9 protein-coding genes are annotated in these 17,828 nt (G+C 67.6%); 2 read left to right on the top strand and 7 right to left on the bottom strand.

Annotation, left to right across the window (positions count from 1 at the left end):
- Window positions 1-2 precede the first annotated feature (2 nt).
- The 4 genes from AC1RRR_RS02390 to AC1RRR_RS02375 form a co-directional block, all read right to left on the bottom strand.
- The gene (locus tag AC1RRR_RS02390; RefSeq protein ID WP_492810250.1) at window positions 3-647 is read right to left on the bottom strand and encodes a cysteine hydrolase family protein; all 645 of its coding nucleotides are present in this window, start codon (window positions 645-647) and stop codon (window positions 3-5) included.
- 5 nt (window positions 648-652) lie between these two features.
- The gene (locus AC1RRR_RS02385) at window positions 653-1,717 is read right to left on the bottom strand and encodes an LLM class flavin-dependent oxidoreductase (RefSeq protein ID WP_492810248.1); all 1,065 of its coding nucleotides are present in this window, start codon (window positions 1,715-1,717) and stop codon (window positions 653-655) included.
- Between the two features lie 21 nt (window positions 1,718-1,738).
- Window positions 1,739-3,043 carry an MFS transporter gene (locus AC1RRR_RS02380; RefSeq protein ID WP_492810246.1) on the bottom strand — a complete coding sequence of 435 codons (1,305 nt, stop codon included), beginning with the start codon at window positions 3,041-3,043 and terminating at the stop codon, window positions 1,739-1,741.
- A 62-nt stretch (window positions 3,044-3,105) separates the two neighbouring features.
- Window positions 3,106-5,523 carry a TonB-dependent siderophore receptor gene (locus AC1RRR_RS02375; protein ID WP_492810244.1) on the bottom strand — a complete coding sequence of 806 codons (2,418 nt, stop codon included), beginning with the start codon at window positions 5,521-5,523 and terminating at the stop codon, window positions 3,106-3,108.
- 434 nt (window positions 5,524-5,957) lie between these two features.
- On the opposite strand from AC1RRR_RS02375, the gene AC1RRR_RS02370 reads away from it, so the two are divergent.
- Both AC1RRR_RS02370 and AC1RRR_RS02365 read left to right on the top strand, forming a co-directional pair.
- On the top strand, window positions 5,958-8,879 hold the full coding sequence (locus tag AC1RRR_RS02370; protein WP_492810242.1) for a TonB-dependent receptor: 2,922 nt from the start codon (window positions 5,958-5,960) through the stop codon (window positions 8,877-8,879).
- An 84-nt stretch (window positions 8,880-8,963) separates the two neighbouring features.
- The gene (locus AC1RRR_RS02365) at window positions 8,964-12,800 is read left to right on the top strand and encodes a LamG-like jellyroll fold domain-containing protein (RefSeq protein ID WP_492810240.1); all 3,837 of its coding nucleotides are present in this window, start codon (window positions 8,964-8,966) and stop codon (window positions 12,798-12,800) included.
- Between the two features lie 42 nt (window positions 12,801-12,842).
- Here AC1RRR_RS02365 and AC1RRR_RS02360 read toward each other — a convergent pair whose 3' ends face one another.
- The 3 genes from AC1RRR_RS02360 to AC1RRR_RS02350 form a co-directional block, all read right to left on the bottom strand.
- On the bottom strand, window positions 12,843-15,959 hold the full coding sequence (locus tag AC1RRR_RS02360; RefSeq protein ID WP_492810238.1) for a TonB-dependent receptor: 3,117 nt from the start codon (window positions 15,957-15,959) through the stop codon (window positions 12,843-12,845).
- Window positions 15,960-16,062: 103 nt separating this feature from the next.
- Entirely contained in the window at window positions 16,063-17,022 is a 960-nt protein-coding gene (locus AC1RRR_RS02355) for a FecR family protein (protein ID WP_492810236.1), read from the bottom strand.
- Entirely contained in the window at window positions 16,988-17,572 is a 585-nt protein-coding gene (locus tag AC1RRR_RS02350) for an RNA polymerase sigma factor (RefSeq protein ID WP_492810234.1), read from the bottom strand. The genes AC1RRR_RS02355 and AC1RRR_RS02350 overlap by 35 nt, the downstream gene beginning before the upstream one ends.
- Between the last annotated feature and the right edge of the window lie 256 nt (window positions 17,573-17,828).

Below are 17,828 nucleotides of genomic sequence, written 5' to 3'. Positions count from 1 at the left end.
GGTCAGGCGCTCCAGGCGTGCGCGATCGCGGCCGTGTCGGTCAGGATCGCGCTGTTCAATTCCATCACCTTCAGCGAGGCGGCATGGATCTCGGGCTCGTAGGCGGCGCAGGCGTCGGCGGCGACGAACACGTGATAGTCCAGGCTGAAGGCGTCGCGGACGGTGCTGTCGACGCAGCACTCGGTGGTCAGGCCCGCCACCACCAGGGTGTCGACGCCCAGGGCATTCAGGCGCGCATCGAGGTTCGTGCCGACGAAACCGCTGTAGCGGACCTTCTTCACCACCAGCTCGTCGGGCAGCGGCTTGGGTCCGTAGAAGGCCGAGCCAGCCTCGTCCTCGCGGCACAAGGCGCTCTCGTTGTCAGGATCGCCGCCGCGACGACGCATGCGCTCCTTCCAGGACGGCGAGTCGGTCTCCGGCGCGGTGAACAGACCCACGAAGACCACCGGCGTTCCGGCGGTGCGCGCCGCCTCGACCAGACGTTCGGCGGCGACCACGGCGGGCTGGACCGCGGACATGTCGACATACTGGCCCAGCGCGCCGTCGGGCGAGGCAAAGTCCACCTGGATGTCGATGACCAGCACCGCCGTACGCGACGGCGCGATCCAGGCGGCCAGCCCCTCCCCGGCCCCAGCTAGGGTGGTCATCGCGTTCACGAGAACACCGCTCGCAGGCCCGGCAGGATCTCGGCCCCGAACATGGTGAGCCCCTCGACATAGTCTGGGAAGATCATCATCAGGCCGTCCAGCTCGCAGTAGCGCAGATATTCCTCGATCTGCGCGCTGCAGGTCTTGGGCGAGCCGACCACGGTGTGGGTCATGAACGCGCCCTGGGCCTTGGCGACGGTCGAGAGCTTCTCGGCCGGCACGCCCCAGCTTTCCAGCATGGCCAGGATCGCGCCCATGTCGGCGCCGTCCTTGTAGTGCTCGACCTTGGCCTCGGCGTCCGCGTCCGTATCGCCATGGACGACGGTGCACATGGCGAAGGTCTTGATGGTCTTGCCCATGCCCTCGGCGGCCTGCTTGGCGCGCAGCGAGGCGTCACGGCGCTCGTCAGGCGTGCGGCCGCCGATGAAGCAGATGTCGGCCTCGCGCACCGAGAACTGGAAGCCCCGGTCGCTCATGCCGGCGCAAACGAGGTCCGGGCGCGGCTTCGACAAGGGCTTGGGCTTGGACTGGCAATCCTTCATCTGGAAGTACTTGCCGTCGAAGTCGACGCTGTCTTCCGACCACAGCCGCTTGACGATCGTGGTCCATTCCTCGGTCAGGGCGTAGCGGTCGTCGTGGGTCAGCGTGTCGTCCCAGGCACCCATCTGGTCGAACTCGCCGCGATAGGCGCCGGCCACGATGTTGAGGCCCGCGCGGCCGCCGCTGATGTGGTCCAGGGTGGCGATCATCTTGGCCGCCACGGCCGGGTTCTGCAGGAGCGGATGGATGGTCGCCCAGATCTTCACGTTCTTGGTGGCCTCGGCGATGCCGGCCATCATGGTGACGGACTCCAGCGCCGTGCCCCAGTGGTCGGTCTCGCCGCCGAAGCCGCGGAACTTGCCCATCGACATGACGAAGTCCATGCCGACCTCGTCGGCCTTCACGGCCGCCGCGCGGTTGGTTTCATAGAGGCCGTCGAGGACCGGCGCGGTCTTGGAGATGATCCAGCCGCCGTTGGCGACCGGCAGGAACACCCCGAAATCCTTGTGCTGGGAAGGACGGTGAAACATGGCGTTACTCCCTGAACTGTCTTAGGCCGCGTCGCGCAGCAGGACGGGCGTGGGCGCCGGAACCGGCGCGGCTGTGGTTTCCTCGGTGCTCTTGCGCGGCGGACGCATGAACAGCGCCGCCACGAAGATCACGCCGATCACGGCGGCGAAGACTTGGAAGGTCGGCGCGAAACCGCCCAGACGGTCGCGCATGACGCCGCCGATCACCGGGCCCAGCGCCGAGACCGCGCCAGCCAGGCAGACCATCGAGAAGAGCTCGAGATTGTTCTTCCGGCCGTAGTAGTTGAGCAGCAGAATGCTGACGGCCAGCACGGTCATGCCAAAGCCGACGCCGACCCCGAGGGCGAAGATCACCATCATCGGCCAGGTGGCGGCGTTGGCCAGGGCCAGCAGGCCCGCGGCCATCATCCCCTGCGCGCCCGCCAGCAGCCAGCGTGGGTCGATGCGGTCGCCCAGCAGGCCGCCGCTCATCCGCGCCACGACCTGCATCAGGGATTCCAGGCTCAGCGCCGCGACCGCCACGGCCGAGGCCACGCCCAGCTCGCTGAAGTGGCTGGGCGCCAGGCTGACGGCGGTGACCCCGCCCAGCAGGTGGGCGAAATAGGCCGCGACGATCACATAGAACTGCGGCGTACGGATCGCTTCCTTGATCGTCCAGTCGACCTGGGTGCGATAGACGCGGGCGTTGGCCGGCTGGGCGGCGGCGTCCTCGGCCACGGCCTTGTCGGTCTCGACCGCCGCGCTTTCCAGCCAGGCCTTACCGCCGACCAGGGACGCGGCCAGGGCGCCGACCACCGCCGAGGCGACGGCTTGCCAGGCCCAGTACGGCCGCCAGGCGCCGCCGGCCATCTCCATGCCGACCAGGGCCATCCAGGGACCGACGACCCCGCCCAGCGAACCGATCGTGAAGTAGATCCCGAACGGCAGCGCCCGCTTCTTGAACAGCATCGACAGCAGGTGCGTGCCCGGGATCAGCGCCATCATCTGGTAGCCGACGCCCAGCAGGGCCGTGCCGGTCAGATAGACCGGCAGCCCGTGGGCCGTGGTCAGGCACAGGAAACCGGCGATCATCACGGCCGAGCCGGCGATGATCGTCGCCCGCACGCCGACCTTGCGGATCAGCAGCGCCGGCAGCCACGAGGAGCCGCCACAGAACGCGCCCAGCAGGGTGAAGCCCAGGAAGGCCGAGGCGAAGCTCCACTGCTGGTCCTTGATCATGGCCGGCAGGACCACGCCCAGCGACGAGAACGTCGAGGCCGTGATCAGGAACAACAGAAGGGAAAGAGCGCCCAGGAGGGTCCAGGAGCGCCATTGGATCGTCGACATCGCCATCGAGCCTCCATGCAAGCTCGCGGCGCCTCCCTGGCGGGAGGCGCCGCGCGGGGGAACTAGAATTTACGGGACAGGGTCAGGCGCCACTCGCGGCCCTTGCTGGGCAGCGCGCCGAGGTTGGCGTAGCTGTCGGCGTCGGGCGTGAAGTAGAGCTTGTCGAACAGGTTATCGACATTGAGCGTGGCCGTGTACGGACCGTATTCGTAATAGACGCTGCCGCTGGCCACCCAGTAGGCGGGATAGGTCACGGCGTTCTGGACGGTGCCGGCCGTCTTGGTGACATGCGTCACGCCGAACGTGCCGCCGGCCTTGCCCCACTCATGCTCGTCGCTGGTATAGGCGCCATACAGACTGACCACCGACTTGGGGATCAGGGTGTAGTCGTAGTCGCCCGCGCGGCCCGGCAGGCTGCTGAACGCCCACACCACATAGGTGCCGCCATAGGCCTGGGCGCCCGGCACGCCAGCGGTATAGGCCGGGATGTACTGGAACGAGTTGTCCGGCCCCTTCACCGTCGTGTGCTGGGTGTTGCCCGAGAAGGTGAAGCTGAAGTTCTCGCTGGCCAGCCAGCGCACTTCCAGCTCCACGCCTTTGGCCCGGGTGCCGGTCGGCGTGCCGGTGATGCCGGTCAGCTGGGTGCGGTTCTGGCGGTAGCCCGCCAGCGAACCGACCAGCGTGCCCTTCAGCCACTGGAACTTAAGGCCGGCCTCGGCCAGGTCGCTGTTCGACAGCCAGGCGTCGCTGGCGTCGGCCACCAGGCCCGGCGCGATGTCGCCCGCCTGGCTCATCTCCAGGGCCGAGGCCTTGGCGTAGGTGATGTAGGGCATGATCCCAGCCGGCGCCTTGTAGGTGGCGCTGGCGCTGTAGGTAAACTTGCCCTTGCTGGCCTTCTGCTGGCCGGCGATCTGGTAGCTGAGATAGCCCGTGTCGTGCGACTTGACGTCGTAGTCGTCGTAGCGGCCGCCCAGCATCAGGTTCAGCTTCTCGCCGACCATGATGTCGGTCATCGCGAAGACGCCGGCCTGCTGCCACGTGCTCTTGTTGTCGTTCTCCCACAGCAGGCCTTGAACGCCCGCGGCGGTCTCGGTCGAGAACGGGCTGTCGATGATGTCGGTCGGCGTGGCGCCGAAGCTGATGTCGCGACGATCCAGGGCGATCAGGCCACTGTTGTAGCTCTCGCGGCGACGGCCCTCGAAGCTGCGGTAAGAGGCCCCGACGAACGACTTGGAGGTGATGATCCCCGCGTCGTAGGCGAAGTTGTAGGTCGCGCGCGCTTCCCACACCTTGCTGTCGAACCAGGCCGGATAGCCGTAGCTGACGAAGCGCTTATTCTCCTGGTCGTCGTAGAACAGCTGCAGTTTCAGCGCGCTGTCGGGCGACAGTTCCTTGGCCAGGTCGAAATAGAAGGTGTTGGTGTTGGTCTTCGAGAAGTCCGCGCCGCTGATATAGACGTTGCGCGGGTTCAGCTTGGTCGTGCCCACGCCGACGTCCAGCGTGTGCAGGGCGTTGCTGTCCGGGAAGCCGTAGTAGGCCAGATACATGGCGCTGGAGTACGGGTAGAAGCCGATCTCGTTCGGGGTCAGGCGGCCGTTGCCGTCGGTGTCCTTCAGCGTGGTGTCGCGGCCGGTGATGTAGGTCTGGTTGTCGATCAGCGACTGGGTCAGGCGGTTCCAGCCCGGCGTCTGAACGTCGCCGTCCGAGTGGTAGTACATGCCGCCGAACGCCGTGGTCCAACCATTGCCCAGGTCGAAGTCCGACGAGGCCTCCAGCGTCTGGCGACGCGGATAGATACCTTTGTAGTAGCTGTGGCTGTCCTCGACCTCGCCATACAGATAGACGCCGCCGGTGACCGAACCGAAGTTGGCCGGCAGGCCCAGCTGGGCCGTGGCGTTCTTCTTGTTGTACGAGCCGTAGGTCAGGGTGACCTCGCCCGTGGGCTCGGTCAGATAACCGCCCTCGTTCTTGCCCGACTTCGGAATGAAGTTGAGCATGCCGCCCACCTTGCCCGAGCCGTAGATCGGGGTCGGCGGACCGCGCACGATCTGGATCTGGTCGGCCGCGCCGATCGGGGTCGAGTAGGTGCCTCGGTTCTCGATGCGCTTGAAGCCGCGGAAGTAATTCTCGGCCAGGGTGCCCCGGATGTTCAGCGCGCCGGGCACGCCATAGAAGCTGGCGGTGTAGGTGCCGGGCGAGACGGCGGTCAGGCCATCGATCGTCTCGATGCCGTAGCGCTGCAGCGTCACGTCGCTGACGAAGCTGGCCGAACGCGGCGTCTCCAGCAGCGGCTTGTCGATGCCGAACACGGTGTTGTTGGGCTGCTTCTCGATCAGGCCGGCCTTGTCGCGCGCCTTGACCACGACCTCGTCGACGGTGTCGGACGGCGTCGTGGTGGTTTCGTCAGCAAAAGCAGCCTGCGAGTGCGCCAGCAGGACTAGGGCGGAACAACCCGCCATCAAAAGTCGATAGGTCGACATGCGGTCCTCAATCCGAGGCTGTCGCGCCCACCGCCTGCGGCGGTTATCCCCAGGTCGACGCCTCGAGACTGATCATCCGCCCGTCTCGGCCGGCATCGAGGTTCGGCGTGTGACATTTCACTGAAAATGTCGCGGCCGCATGGATGTTGAGCCGTTATCGCTCGTAAAAACCGCTCGCTGATCGCCAAACTTGCTTTGAGGCGAACCACAGCCCCCTTAAAGCGTCCACAAGGCAGACGCTCGCGCCCGGCCGCGGCGCACGGCAATGCGCCAAATTCAACTTCGAGCCAGCCGACAGACGCGCTTTGGAGGCCTGCGCAGGCGTCGCGCAGGGCTCGAAATCATCGTGATCAAGCCGTGACGGAAACCGCTCGCTCGCGGGTCTTCCTCTTTGAAGCGCCGCCAAGGCGCGACAACAAAAAGGGAGGGTTACCGTGAAAATCACGCGCAAGGTCACGTTCAAAAACTATCTGTTCACCGCCACGGCGGGCGCCGTTCTGATGGCGGCCGCGCCGGCCCTGGCGCAATCGGCGCCGCCGGCCGACCAGGCCGCCACGGTCGAAGAGGTCGTGGTCACCGGCTTCCGGGCCAGCCTCGCCAACGCCATCAACCTGAAGCGCAACGCCGCCGGCGTGGTCGATGTCATCAAGGCTGAAGACATCGCCGACTTCCCCGACGCCAACCTTGCCGAGTCCATCCAGCGGGTGCCGGGCGTGTCGATCTCGCGCGACGCGGGCGAAGGTCGCTCGATCACCGTGCGCGGCCTTGGCGCCAGCTTCACGCGGGTGCGCATCAACGGCATGGAAGCGCAAAGCACCACCGGCGGCACCGACAGCTCCGGCGGGGCCAATCGCGGCCGTGGCTTCGACTTCAACACCTTCGCCTCGGAGCTCTTCAACAGCATCACGGTCCGCAAGACCCAGGCCGCCGAGGTCCAGGAAGGCTCGCTGGGCGCGACCGTCGATCTGCAGACCTCGCGGCCGTTCGACTATAAGGGCTTCAACCTCGCCCTGTCGGCGCAGCAGGGTTACAACGACCTGCGCGGCAAGTGGGACCCGCGCCTGGCGGGCCTGGTCTCCAACACCTGGGACACCCCGGTCGGTCGCTTCGGCGCGCTGATCTCGGCCGCGTATACCCGCCGCCACATGTATGAGGACGGCTTCGGCACCGTCGGTTGGGACCTGGTCAGCACCAACGGCGGCTTCTGCAGCCCGGTGGGCGTCACCCCGGCCAACCCGCCGGTCAGCGCCGCGACCGGCACCAGCGCCACGGCCTGCGGCACCGCCGCGGGGATCACCGTTCCGCGCGCGGCCGGCACCGCCGAGAACATCGCCGCCTACACCACCGCCAGCGGCGCCAATGTCCACATGCCGCGCCTGCCGCGTTATGGCCGCCTGACCCACGACCAGAAGCGGACCGGCGTGACGGCCTCGCTGCAGTGGGAACCGAGCCCCAACACAACCCTGACGCTGGACGGCCTCTATTCGAAATTCGAGGCCAAGCGCGAGGAGGACTGGCTCGAGAACTTCGGCTTCAGCCGGGCGCTCTCCAACCTGGGCAAGCCGCTCAACAGCGTGCGTAGCGCCGTGGTCTCGCCGACCGGCGACTTGGTCTACGGCGCCTTCGACGGCGTGCGGATCCGTTCGGAGATGCGCTATGACGAGCTGACCACCGAGTTCAAGCAGTTCGTCCTCACCGGTAAGCACCGGTTCAACGACCGCTTCCGGATCGAGGGCCTGGTCGGCCACTCCACGTCTGAGTTCGCCAACCCGATCCAGACCACGATCATGCTCGATCGCCTGAACTCGGATGGCTACAGCTACGACCTGCGCCAGAACGATCGCCTGCCGACGATCAACTACGGCTTCGACACCACCAACGCGAACAACTTCACCTTCATCAACAACGTCTCCGAAATCCGGATGGCGCCGCAGTGGGTGAAGAACACCTTCGACACCGCCAATCTGAACGGTGGCCTCGACCTGACCGACGGCCTGACGCTGAAGGCCGGGGTCGAATACCGCAAGTACGAGTTCGACACGCGCAGCACCGGCCGTCTCAACAGTCAGCTGCTGCCGGCCCTGCCGCCGGGCAAGACCCTGGCCGATCTGACCAAGCTGGTCACCGGCTTTGGCAAGAACCTGGGCCAGCCGAGCACGAACATCACCAGCTGGGTGGTGCCCGACATCGACAAGTTCGCCGACGCCCTGGGCATCTACAGCAACACCGGGCTGTTCGAGCTGACGGGCGTGACCAACTCCAGCGCCCGCGGCAACATCCGCGGCGTCGAGGAAGTCTCCAAGGCCGCCTGGACGCAGCTGGACTTCCGCACCGAAGCCCTCCCCTTCACGGTGCGCGGCGACATCGGGGTGCGCTACGTCAAAACCAAGCAGAGCTCACGCGGCTATCAGCTGCTGGGCTCCGCCCCCGTCCAGGTCACCGCCGTCCGTGAGTATGACGACATCCTGCCGTCGCTGAACCTGACGGCGGAAGTGACCCCGGAACTGCTGCTGCGTTTCGCGGCCTCCAAGGTTATCGCCCGGCCCGAGCTGGGTAACCTGACCCCGGGCGGCAGCATCACGGTGACCGGCGCCCGTTCGGTCAGCGCGGGCAATCCGGATCTGGATCCCATCCGCGCCAAGACCCTGGACGGCGCGGTCGAATGGTACTTCGCCAAGGACTCGCTGCTGTCGGTCGGGGTCTTCTACAAGGACATCAAAACCTACATCCAAAGCCTGCAGGAAGACCGCCCGTTCAACACCTCGGGCCTGCCGCTGGACCTGCTGGCCAACTCGCAGACCGCGCCGACCGACATCTTCACCTTCCGCACGCCCGCCAACACCAAGGGCGGCCCGCTGAAGGGCTTCGAGATCAACTACCAGCAGGCCTTCACCTTCCTGCCGGACGTGCTGCCGTTCCTGCCCCGCTGGACCGAGCACTTCGGCACGCTGCTGAACTACACCTACGTCGACAGCAAGATTGACTACTTCCTCAGCGCCACGGGCGGCGCCTCGACCAGCGCCGACCTCGTCGGCCTGTCGAAGAACGCCTTCAACGCCACGCTCTATTACGAAGACAGCCGCTTCAGCGCCCGCGTCTCGGCGGCCTATCGCGACAAGTATCTGACCTCGGTTCCGGGCGGCAACACCGGCAACGACGTCAACGGCACCAACGAGCTGCTGACCGTCGACGCCTCGGCCTCGTTCGCCGTCACCAAGAAGCTGAAGCTGACCTTCGAGGGTCTGAACCTGACCGACGAGTTCGTCGATCAGTACCAGGACTCCGCGCGCAACAGCGCGTTCGTCTACACCCACACCGGACGGCAGTTCAACGTGGGGCTGCAGTACAAGTTCTAGCGTCCCTCTCCAACGCGCTAGCCCTGGGCGCTGGCCACCCGCCGGCCGGCGCCCACTTTTTTCATCCTGACCATGCAGGCCCAGATGTCCTCGAGCTTCACGACGCCGCGCGCCCTGCGCCTGGCCCTTGTCACCACTACGGCGCTGGTTATGGCGTCCGCGGCCCAGGCCCAATCGGATGGCCTGCTGTTCAGTCTTTCCGGCGACAAGGGCCTGACGGCCGACCGCGCGGCGGGAATGGCCGGTCCGATCTTCGCCGAGGGCGTGGACGTCGTCGCCGACGGCGCGGCGGGTCCGGGCCTGCGCGCCTCCGACGACCAGGTTCTGGCGTGGTCCGGCCCGGCCAACATCTACGCCCAGCGCGGCACCGTCTCGTTCTTCTGGCGCGCCCGCACCCCGGTCGGTCGCAGCGCCTTCCCGATCTTCCGCGTCGGCTACGCCGATCACACCAGCTGGGACATGGTCTGGCTGCGCATCGACTGGAACGGCAAGGGCTTCGACGCCTTCGTCACCGACACCAACCTGGCGCGCACCCGCGTCAGCTTCGACGCGCCGGCGCCCTCGCCCGAAACCTGGACGCATCTGGCTTTCGCCTGGGACGAGACCCAGGGCGTGCAGCTGTTCGTCAACGGCAAGCCCGCCGCCCGCAAGGACGGCAAGACCGTGCTCGACGCGGGTCTTTTCGGCTTTGGCCCGCACAGCCGGGTGATCAGCCCCTACCAGGTCCAGAGCGCCTACAACTATCGGCGCGGCGGCGACATCGACGAGTTGAAGATCTACGACCACCGCCTGGCCGAGACCGAGGTCGCGTCCCTGGCCGCCAAGGCCGAGGTCGCCTCCCCCGCGCCCCGCCGGGATCTTTCCGAGCCGCGCTGGCGTGAGGAATGGTGGACGCGCTACGGCTGGAACCGGTCCGACGACCTGCCCGCCTATCTGACAGCGGCGGCCACCAAGATCCGCAAGGTCGAGTTCGCCGACACCCGCGATCTGAAGATGCGCATGTTCCGCGGCGCGGACGGCATCCGTGAGACCACCTGGCCGGGCGTGTACAACCGCTCGCGCCTGGCCGGCCGTCACGACTATTTCGAGCTGCCGGACTGGAACGTCTATGCCGACGGCGGCAAGGCCTATGACCTGACCCTGCCCGACGAGCCTTGGAACACCCTGGAGATCACCGGCGCGGCCCATGGCGGTCTCAGCTTCACGCCGGCCGGCGGCCGTCAGGCCGCGATCGGCGCGCGTCCCGCCGGCCAGGAGCGCACCTCCACACGCCTGTCCGCCCCACTCGGCGCCGGCGTGCTGCGCTTCGCCAACACCGCCCAGGAGACGCCGATCCAGGAGATCGCCGCGTACAACGTCACGCCGGGCGAAGAGCCGAAGGACGCCTTCAAGCTCAGCTATCAGGTCCGAGCCGGAGCGGGCGTGGCCTATCCGACCCTGACCGAGCTGAACGGCTTCATCGCCGGCCGTTATGTCGCCGACGAGCGCGCCACGGTGGTCGCGCTGCCGGCCGGGGCGCCGGCCGCGCCGCGCGCCAAGGCCTCGGGTCCGCAGCTGCCGCTGGTCCACGTGCTGATCCCCGCCGACTTCCGCGACGTCGCGCCGGGCGGATCAGTGGCGCGCTATTCGTACGGCTGGGAGAACCTGAACGCGGGCCTGGACGGCCTGGCGATCGACCTGCCGGCGCTCGACGTCAAGCCGACGCACGGCGAGTTCTTCCTGCTCAACATCCGGGTCAAGGACCCCAACTGGCCCGAGCGCGACCTGCTGGACGTCAATGTCGCGGTCAAGCCGCGCGAGGCGCGGACGCTGTGGCTGGACACCCGCGACCGGATCCTGCCCGACGGCAAGAGCCTGTATCTGACCCTGGCCGGTTCGGGTGGTGACTTCGGCCCCGCCTCCGTCGACGGCCTGCGCGTGCGCCTGGTGTTCAAGGACCGCAAGGCCGCGACCGCCGAGCACGTCGCCGACCGCTTCGAGCAGGCGCGCGACAACCTCAGCTTCCTGGTCGAGGAGCAGCCCAACATCCGGCTCTATCCGACCTGGACCCGCTTCGAGCGCGACATCTCCGACGTGCTGAAGGTCCATCCCGACAACGCCGTGGCGCGCAGCTACTGGGTCGAGAAGAACCCCGAGCAGCCCTACGCGCCCTTCGTCCAGCCGCAGCCGCCGGCGGGGGTTCCGCTCTGGGCGTTCCGCCAGACCGAGGACCTGAAGCTGGCCAGCCGCTTCGTGCGCTGGTGGATCGACAACCGCCAGATCGCCAACGGCGAGTTCGGCGGCGGTCTTTCCGACGACGTCGACCTGACCAACCAGTGGGTGGGTCTGGCGGAGATGGGTGTCGATCCCGAGGGCCTGGCGCGCTCGCAGCGACGCATGCTGGACGAGACCTACGCCAACGGCATGTGGACAAACGGCCTTGGCCGCATCCGCACCGACGAACTCCACACCTACGAGGAAGGCATCAACGCCGTCGCGCAAGGGATGATGCTGCAGTTCGGCGATCCCAAGACCGTCGAGCGAGCCATGGAGACCGCGCGCAACTACGAGCGCCTGTACCAGGTCAATCCGGCCGGCCACCGCCACCCGGTTTCCAGCTACTACAGCGGCGACGACATCGTGCGCGAGAGCGTGTGGGAATGGGGCAAGCCTTACTCCTACCTCGTCCTGCATCCGGGCCTGCTGCTCGGCGAGTACTGGGGCTCGGCCAAGGTCAAGCAGATGGTGCTGGAGCTGGCCGACGGCTATCTGGCCCACGGCAAGCAGGCCGCCGACGGCAGCTGGACCTTCCCGTCCGAGATCCATTGGCGCAACGACGCCGATCGCGGCGCGGGCGTGGCCAGCGCCACCCACGTGTTCTGGGCGGCGTACAAATGGACGGGTGACGAGAAGTACCTGCGGCCGCTGAACGGCGAGGTCGCCAAGGGCGACTGGTCCAGCCTGCTGCTGCTCAACGCCGACGTCCTCGGCCTGGCCAACCGCAAGGACAGCTGGGGCGCCAAGCTCTCAGCGCTCGCGGCCGACCGGACCGCGGTGAGCGGACGTGGCGCCGACCTCGCGGACTACGCCCGCTTCGAGCGCTGGCGCGAGACCGGCGACAAGGCGATCCTCTCGGACATCTACGCCCGTGAGATCGCGCTCGACAGCCAGCGCATGCACCTGATCACCGAAGGCCATCTGTGGTCTGACCGGGTCAACGTGCCCTGGTCGATCCTGCAGCGCTCACGACTCGGCGGGATCGCGCACAATCGCAACCAGTACTTCCCCGGCAATCTGGTCAGCTGGCGTTTCGATCGTCCCGACGCGGCCGAGCAGGTGGCCATCCTGATACCGCAATCGACGCCCGAGGCCTTCAAGGCGGTGCTGTTCAATCTCGCCAACCGCCCCGTCACCGCCACGCTCGTCGGCGCCGATGTGGCGGCGGGCCGCTGGACCCTGAGCGAAGGCGTCGACGCCAATGGCGACGACGTCGCCGACGCGCCCGCGAAGCGCGGCGTGGTCCTGGAGCGCAGCGCCGGCATCGAGGTCGTTCTCCCGCCGGGCCAGACGACGGTGCTGGACCTGGCGCTGGACACCGCCTGGGAGGACCCCGCCACCCGCCCCGACATCGGCGTGGGAACCGACGACCTGGCGCTGACCAAGAAGGACCTGACGGTCACGGTCCACAGCCTGGGCGCCAAGGCCACGCCGGCCGGTACCGTTGTGCTGGAGAACGCCGCCGGCGCGACCATCGCCTCGGCGCCCATCCCGCCCCTGCCCTCGGTCGCCGACCTGACGCCCAAGACGGCGCGGGTTCGGCTAACCCTGCCGGCCAAGGCCGCGCCGGGCGACTACCGCGTACGCCTGAAACTCGAGGGCGACGCCCGCGAGGTCACCCAGGCCAACAATCTCGTCCCCCTGTCCCTACCTCCAACGCGGTGACGAGACGCGGGCCCGCCGTCCTCCCGGCGGGCCCGCACCCCTTTAGTAGCGCCAGCGCGCGCCGAGGAAGATCTGGCGGCCCGTGCGGCCATAGACCAGCGGCCCTCGCCGCGCCGCGCCCGTCCAATAGGACTGGGCCTGGTCGGTGAGGTTCAGCACGTCCAGGGTCAGTTGCAGCCGTCCCGTCAGGTTGAGACTGGCCGAGGCGTCGAGATTGAAGGTCGCGTCGGCGCCGTCGACATCGGCGATATAGGGGGTCGGGCATTCGGCCGTGGCCTCCGGACCGCAGACGCCGCCCCGGCTGGGCACGGTGCGGGTATACTCACCCCGCCGCGCGGCCGACAGACGCACGGCGTAGCGCGAGGTCTGGTAGTAGACCGTGGCGTTGATCGCCGTCGGCGACGTCCCCACCAGAGGCGCGCGATAGGTCTGGTCCGGCGTGGTCGGGGCCAGCACATAGTCCAGCGCCGACTGGATCCGCGTGTAGTTGACCATCACGCCCAGCCGATCGAACGGCGCCGGGAGGAAGGTCAGGGGCTTCTGGAAGCCGATCTCCAGTCCTCGCAGCCAACCGCCCTTGGTATTGACGACTTGAGTGATCGCCACCGGTGTCAGGTTCGTGGCCCCAGCGGGGATCGCCGCGCTAGGAAGCCCGGTGTCGGACACGGCGCCCATACGGCTGAGCGCCTGGGGGAAGTTGTCGATCGTCAGGTGGAAGACCGAGGCCGAGATCAGCCCCTCCCGCCCCAGGTGATGGTCGACCGACAGATCCAGATTGGTGGCCATATAGGGTGAGACCGAAGGATTACCGGTCAGGTACTTCAGGCCTGAAGAGTCGCTGGTCAGGACTCCGGCGGGCGTCAGGGCGCTGAGGGCCGGACGCGCCATGGTGCGCGCCAGCGAAAGGCGCAGCCGGGTGTTCGGTGTCACGTCGCTCACCAGGGTCGCCGATGGCAGCAGATTGTCGTAGCGCCGCCGATCGTGCTGCCATTCGCCCGTGCTCGTCAGGCCGTAGGCGTGCTGGCGGGTGGCCGCATAACGCAGCCCCGCCACCAGCCGCACCGGCACCGCCCCGACCTGGGCGACCAGATCGGCCTGGAGATAGCCGCCAAGATCGTCCTCGGTGACCCCGCGATTTTCCAGCCGCGAGTTGCCATTCGCCGCCATGCGCCAGTCGCCCCAGGCGTTGACGCAGTTGCAGTTCAGGCCAAACCGCCGCTCGAACGTGTCGATATCGGGCGACAGCCAGGCGCTGATCCCCTCGGGCGCGCGCGGAAGGCTTGCCCCCCAGCGCTCCACCAGCACGCTGAGATCGCGCAGGTCGCCGACGGCCGGCACGCTGGTGAAGGGCGCCGACCGCTGGTCGCGAGTCTGGTCGAAGCCATAACGTCTGAGACTAACGCCGCCCTTGATCGTCACGCCCGGCCGCGCGTCGAAGACCAGGTCGGCCTGGGCGGCGTCATACCGGTTGTCGATGAAGTTGCTGAAGCGGCGAATTTCCGAATAGCCGTCGGCGAAACTCCAGGCCCCGGTCGAGGCGGGGTCCAGCCCGTTTCCGAACCGCAGGATCGGCACGTTCCCGGCGCCGCGCGCGTCGAACACCACGCCGTCCTGGTCGAAGGCGTCATATCCGACCAGGCGCTGGTTCGGGTCCGAGAACCGGGACCGCGAGCGTCCCAACAGCACGGATGCCTTGAGCCGCGACGAGAGGGTCTGATCCAGCTTCAGGGACAGCTGGTCGAAACGGGTGACGAAGTCGTCGGCGAACACCTCGGTGCGGATGTCGGTATTGTCGAACCGCGCATAGACCAGCTCGCCTTGCGGCGAGACCTGCGCGGCCGTCACCGCCATCGCCGGCCGGCCGACGAAGCGGGGATCGGCGGCGCCCCGGTTATCGCGATTGAGGCTCAGGATTTCGATGTTCCGATCCAGCCGCTGTTCGTCGTAGCGCGAGGCGAAATAGTCGAGGGTCAACAGCGTGCCCTCGCGCGGCCGCGCCTGCAGGGTGGCCGAGACGCCGAGGCGCTGCTGGTCGTGCGAGTAGCGGCCATAACGCGGCACCAGCGGCATGTAGGTCACCGGCGATCCGGCGGTGATCACGCCATAAGCCTCGGCCGTCGAGCGTTGATTGGCGCCGTCGGGACCCGGACACGCGCTGCCGGTCGGCGGACAGAAACCGCCGTTGAAACTGGCGATGTAGTCGCCGGTGGAGTTGTAGCTGTCCTCGAGGCTGCGTCGTCGGCTGTAGGCTGCCGAGACCAGGACGCCCAGACGGTCCTGCGCGAAGGTGTTCGACACCAGGGCCGACACGCGCGGATAGGCCCGATGATCGCCCAGTTCGTAAAAGGCCGCCTGGCTGGCCACGGTGGCGTGAAGGCCCGGCGTGTCGAGAGGCCTTGGGGTCTGCAGGTCGATCGTCGCGCCTAGCCCGCCCTCCTCGATCTCGGCCGAGGCGGTCTTGCGGACCGTCAGGGTCGAGAAGAGTTCCGACGCGAAGGTGTTGAAGTCGAAACCCCGGCTGCGGTTGGCGCTGTTGGTCGCCGCGCCGGTGCCGCCGCTGGTGGCCAGGGTCTCGAGCCCGTTGAGGCGCACGCGGACGAAGTCACCGGCCAGCCCCCGCACCGACAGGGTGCGACCTTCGCCAGCGTCGCGCTCGATCGAGACGCCTGAAAGGCGCTGGAGAGACTCCGCCAGGTTGGCGTCGGGAAAGTCGCCCACGTCCTCGCTGACGATCGCCTCGACGACGCCCGCCGCCTGGCGCTTGATCGCCATGGCGCTGGCCAGACTGGCGCGGTACCCGGCGACGATCACCGCTTCGACGGCGACGTCGGGTTCCGGCGCGGCGGAGGCCTGGATCGGTGGAGTCGGCTGAGGGCGCGGCGCCGGCGTCGCCGCCAGGAGGATGGTGTGGCCATAGTCGGCGCGAACCGAAAGGCCCGTACCGGCCAGCAGGCGCGCCAGGCCCTCGCGGGCGCTGAAACGTCCCCGCACGGCGTTGACCCGCCGCCCCATCGCGGCGCTCTGGTCGAGCAGGATCTGCAGGTCAGCCTGACGGCCGAACGCGGGCACCCCGCTGGAGGCGGGTTGGGCGGCGATATCGAAGCTCAGGGTCTGGGCAGTCGCGGTCCCGGCCACGAGTGCGAGCGTCGCACCCGTCATCCAGGCCCACGGCGTTCGCCCCGCGCCGTTGGTCAGCCTTTCCTCCCCTTCCCCTCGCCGGCGCGATCTTGGCGCGCTCGGTCGTTCTAGCGTCCGCCGGAACTCATCGTTCGTGTGGCGGCGCGCCCAGTCTGATGGTCGTTGCGTCTGTCGTCACCGGCGCGCCGAAGGTCTGGCCGACCACCTCTGCGAAATGCTCCGGCTGGTTGGTCCTGAACCAGCCCACCAAGCCCTTTCGGCCCAGGGCGGGATCGGCCACGACGATGCGTCGCTTGTTGTAACGATTGAATTCGACGGCGGCCTCGGCGACCGACATGCCCTCCAGGGCCAGCCGTCCCTGACGCCAGGCCAGCCCCTCGTCTACACCGCCGCGTCCGGCCAGAGACCGTGGCCCCTCGCCGCTCGCCGGCACATAAAGACGCCCACCCGCCGGCGCCCGCGTGCGCACACCCGGCGCCGCCGCGCTCCAGATCTCGACGACCCCCTCGGTAATCTGGACCTCGGCGCCGCCGTTCATCCGACGCACGGCGAAGGCCGTGCCCACGGCGCGAACACGAATATCTCCGGCCGAGACGACGAAGGGCCTGGACGGGTTCTTGGCCACCTTGAACCAGGCCTCGCCGCGGCTCAGTTCGACGGCCCGCCCACGCGGCGTCATCGACACCGTCAGGGCGCTGTTGGTGTTGATGTCGGCCGAGGATCCATCGACCAGGGCGACATGTTTCAGCTCGCCGACCACGGTCTCATAGGCCGCGCTCGAACGCGGGAAAACCTGCACGGCGACGAGCAAAGCCGCCGCGATCCCTACTGCGCCCACAGCTAGCCGCCAACCCCACCGCGATCGCGCCACGCTCGGCGAAACGGGCGTGCCGAGAGCCTTGGCGCGATCGAGCGTGCTCCAGATCGCCGTGGCGCGCACATAGGCGCCCCGCTGGCGCGGGTCGGCAGCGAGCCACGCGTCCAGGGCCTGCGCCTCCTGCGGCGTCAGGTCGCCGCGATCGACGCGGGCGGCCCATTGGGCCGCTTCCTTATGGATGGCTTTGGCGGTTTTTCGTTCGGTCATGGTCTTTGCCAGGCGCTCTGGACGTCGCGAGCGGATCCTCGCTGACGGCCTTGCTCAGGAAACGAAGCCCCCTCGATACGTTGTTTTCGACGACATTCTCCGTGATGTTCAGGCGTTCGGCGATCTCGCGCTGGGACAACCCCTCGACCTTGCGCATCTCGATGATGCGCCGGCAACGCTCGGGCAAGCTCGCCAGCAGGGTCCGCACCCGCTCCAGCTCCCGGCGCCCGGCCACCACACGCTCGGGCGAGGGTTGGCCATCGTCGAGGGTGTTCAGTTCCAGATCGGTAATGCTGCTGATGCGGATCACGCGGGCATGGCGAATGGCGTTCAGCAGCAGGTTTCGCGCGACGCTGAAGAAGTAGGCCCGCGGATTGGAAATCTGCTCCACGGTCTCGAGATCGGACAGACGACAATAGGCTTCCTGTAGAATGTCTTCCGCCTCGATCGAAGCCGGGGCGTTGCGTTTGAGCCAGGCGCGTACGGCCGGTTCGTGAGGAATGATCTCACGTCCGATCCAGACGACGACGTCCTGCCTGAGCCGTTCCACCCCGCTGAGGCCTTTCCCTCATATCTTAGACATTAGGACACGCCGCCGACGCGGTTCCGTCATCCCGGATGCGAAACATTTTTCCGGCGCACCGCAATCCCAAATAATGGATCGCGATCCTCTATTTTGGAATTTCGACCGCTGCGGCTGGTGGCTGAACATGCGCCTACGGGCCCCGTGGCCGCCGCGATCCGCGCAAAACCTTCGAACTTTAACCTTATGGCGGCAGTTGCCGGTGACCTTATGCGTAGTCTCG

The organism is Caulobacter sp. GW821-FHT12D05 (assembly GCF_058807295.1).
This window is presented reverse-complemented; position numbering and strand designations above follow the sequence as displayed.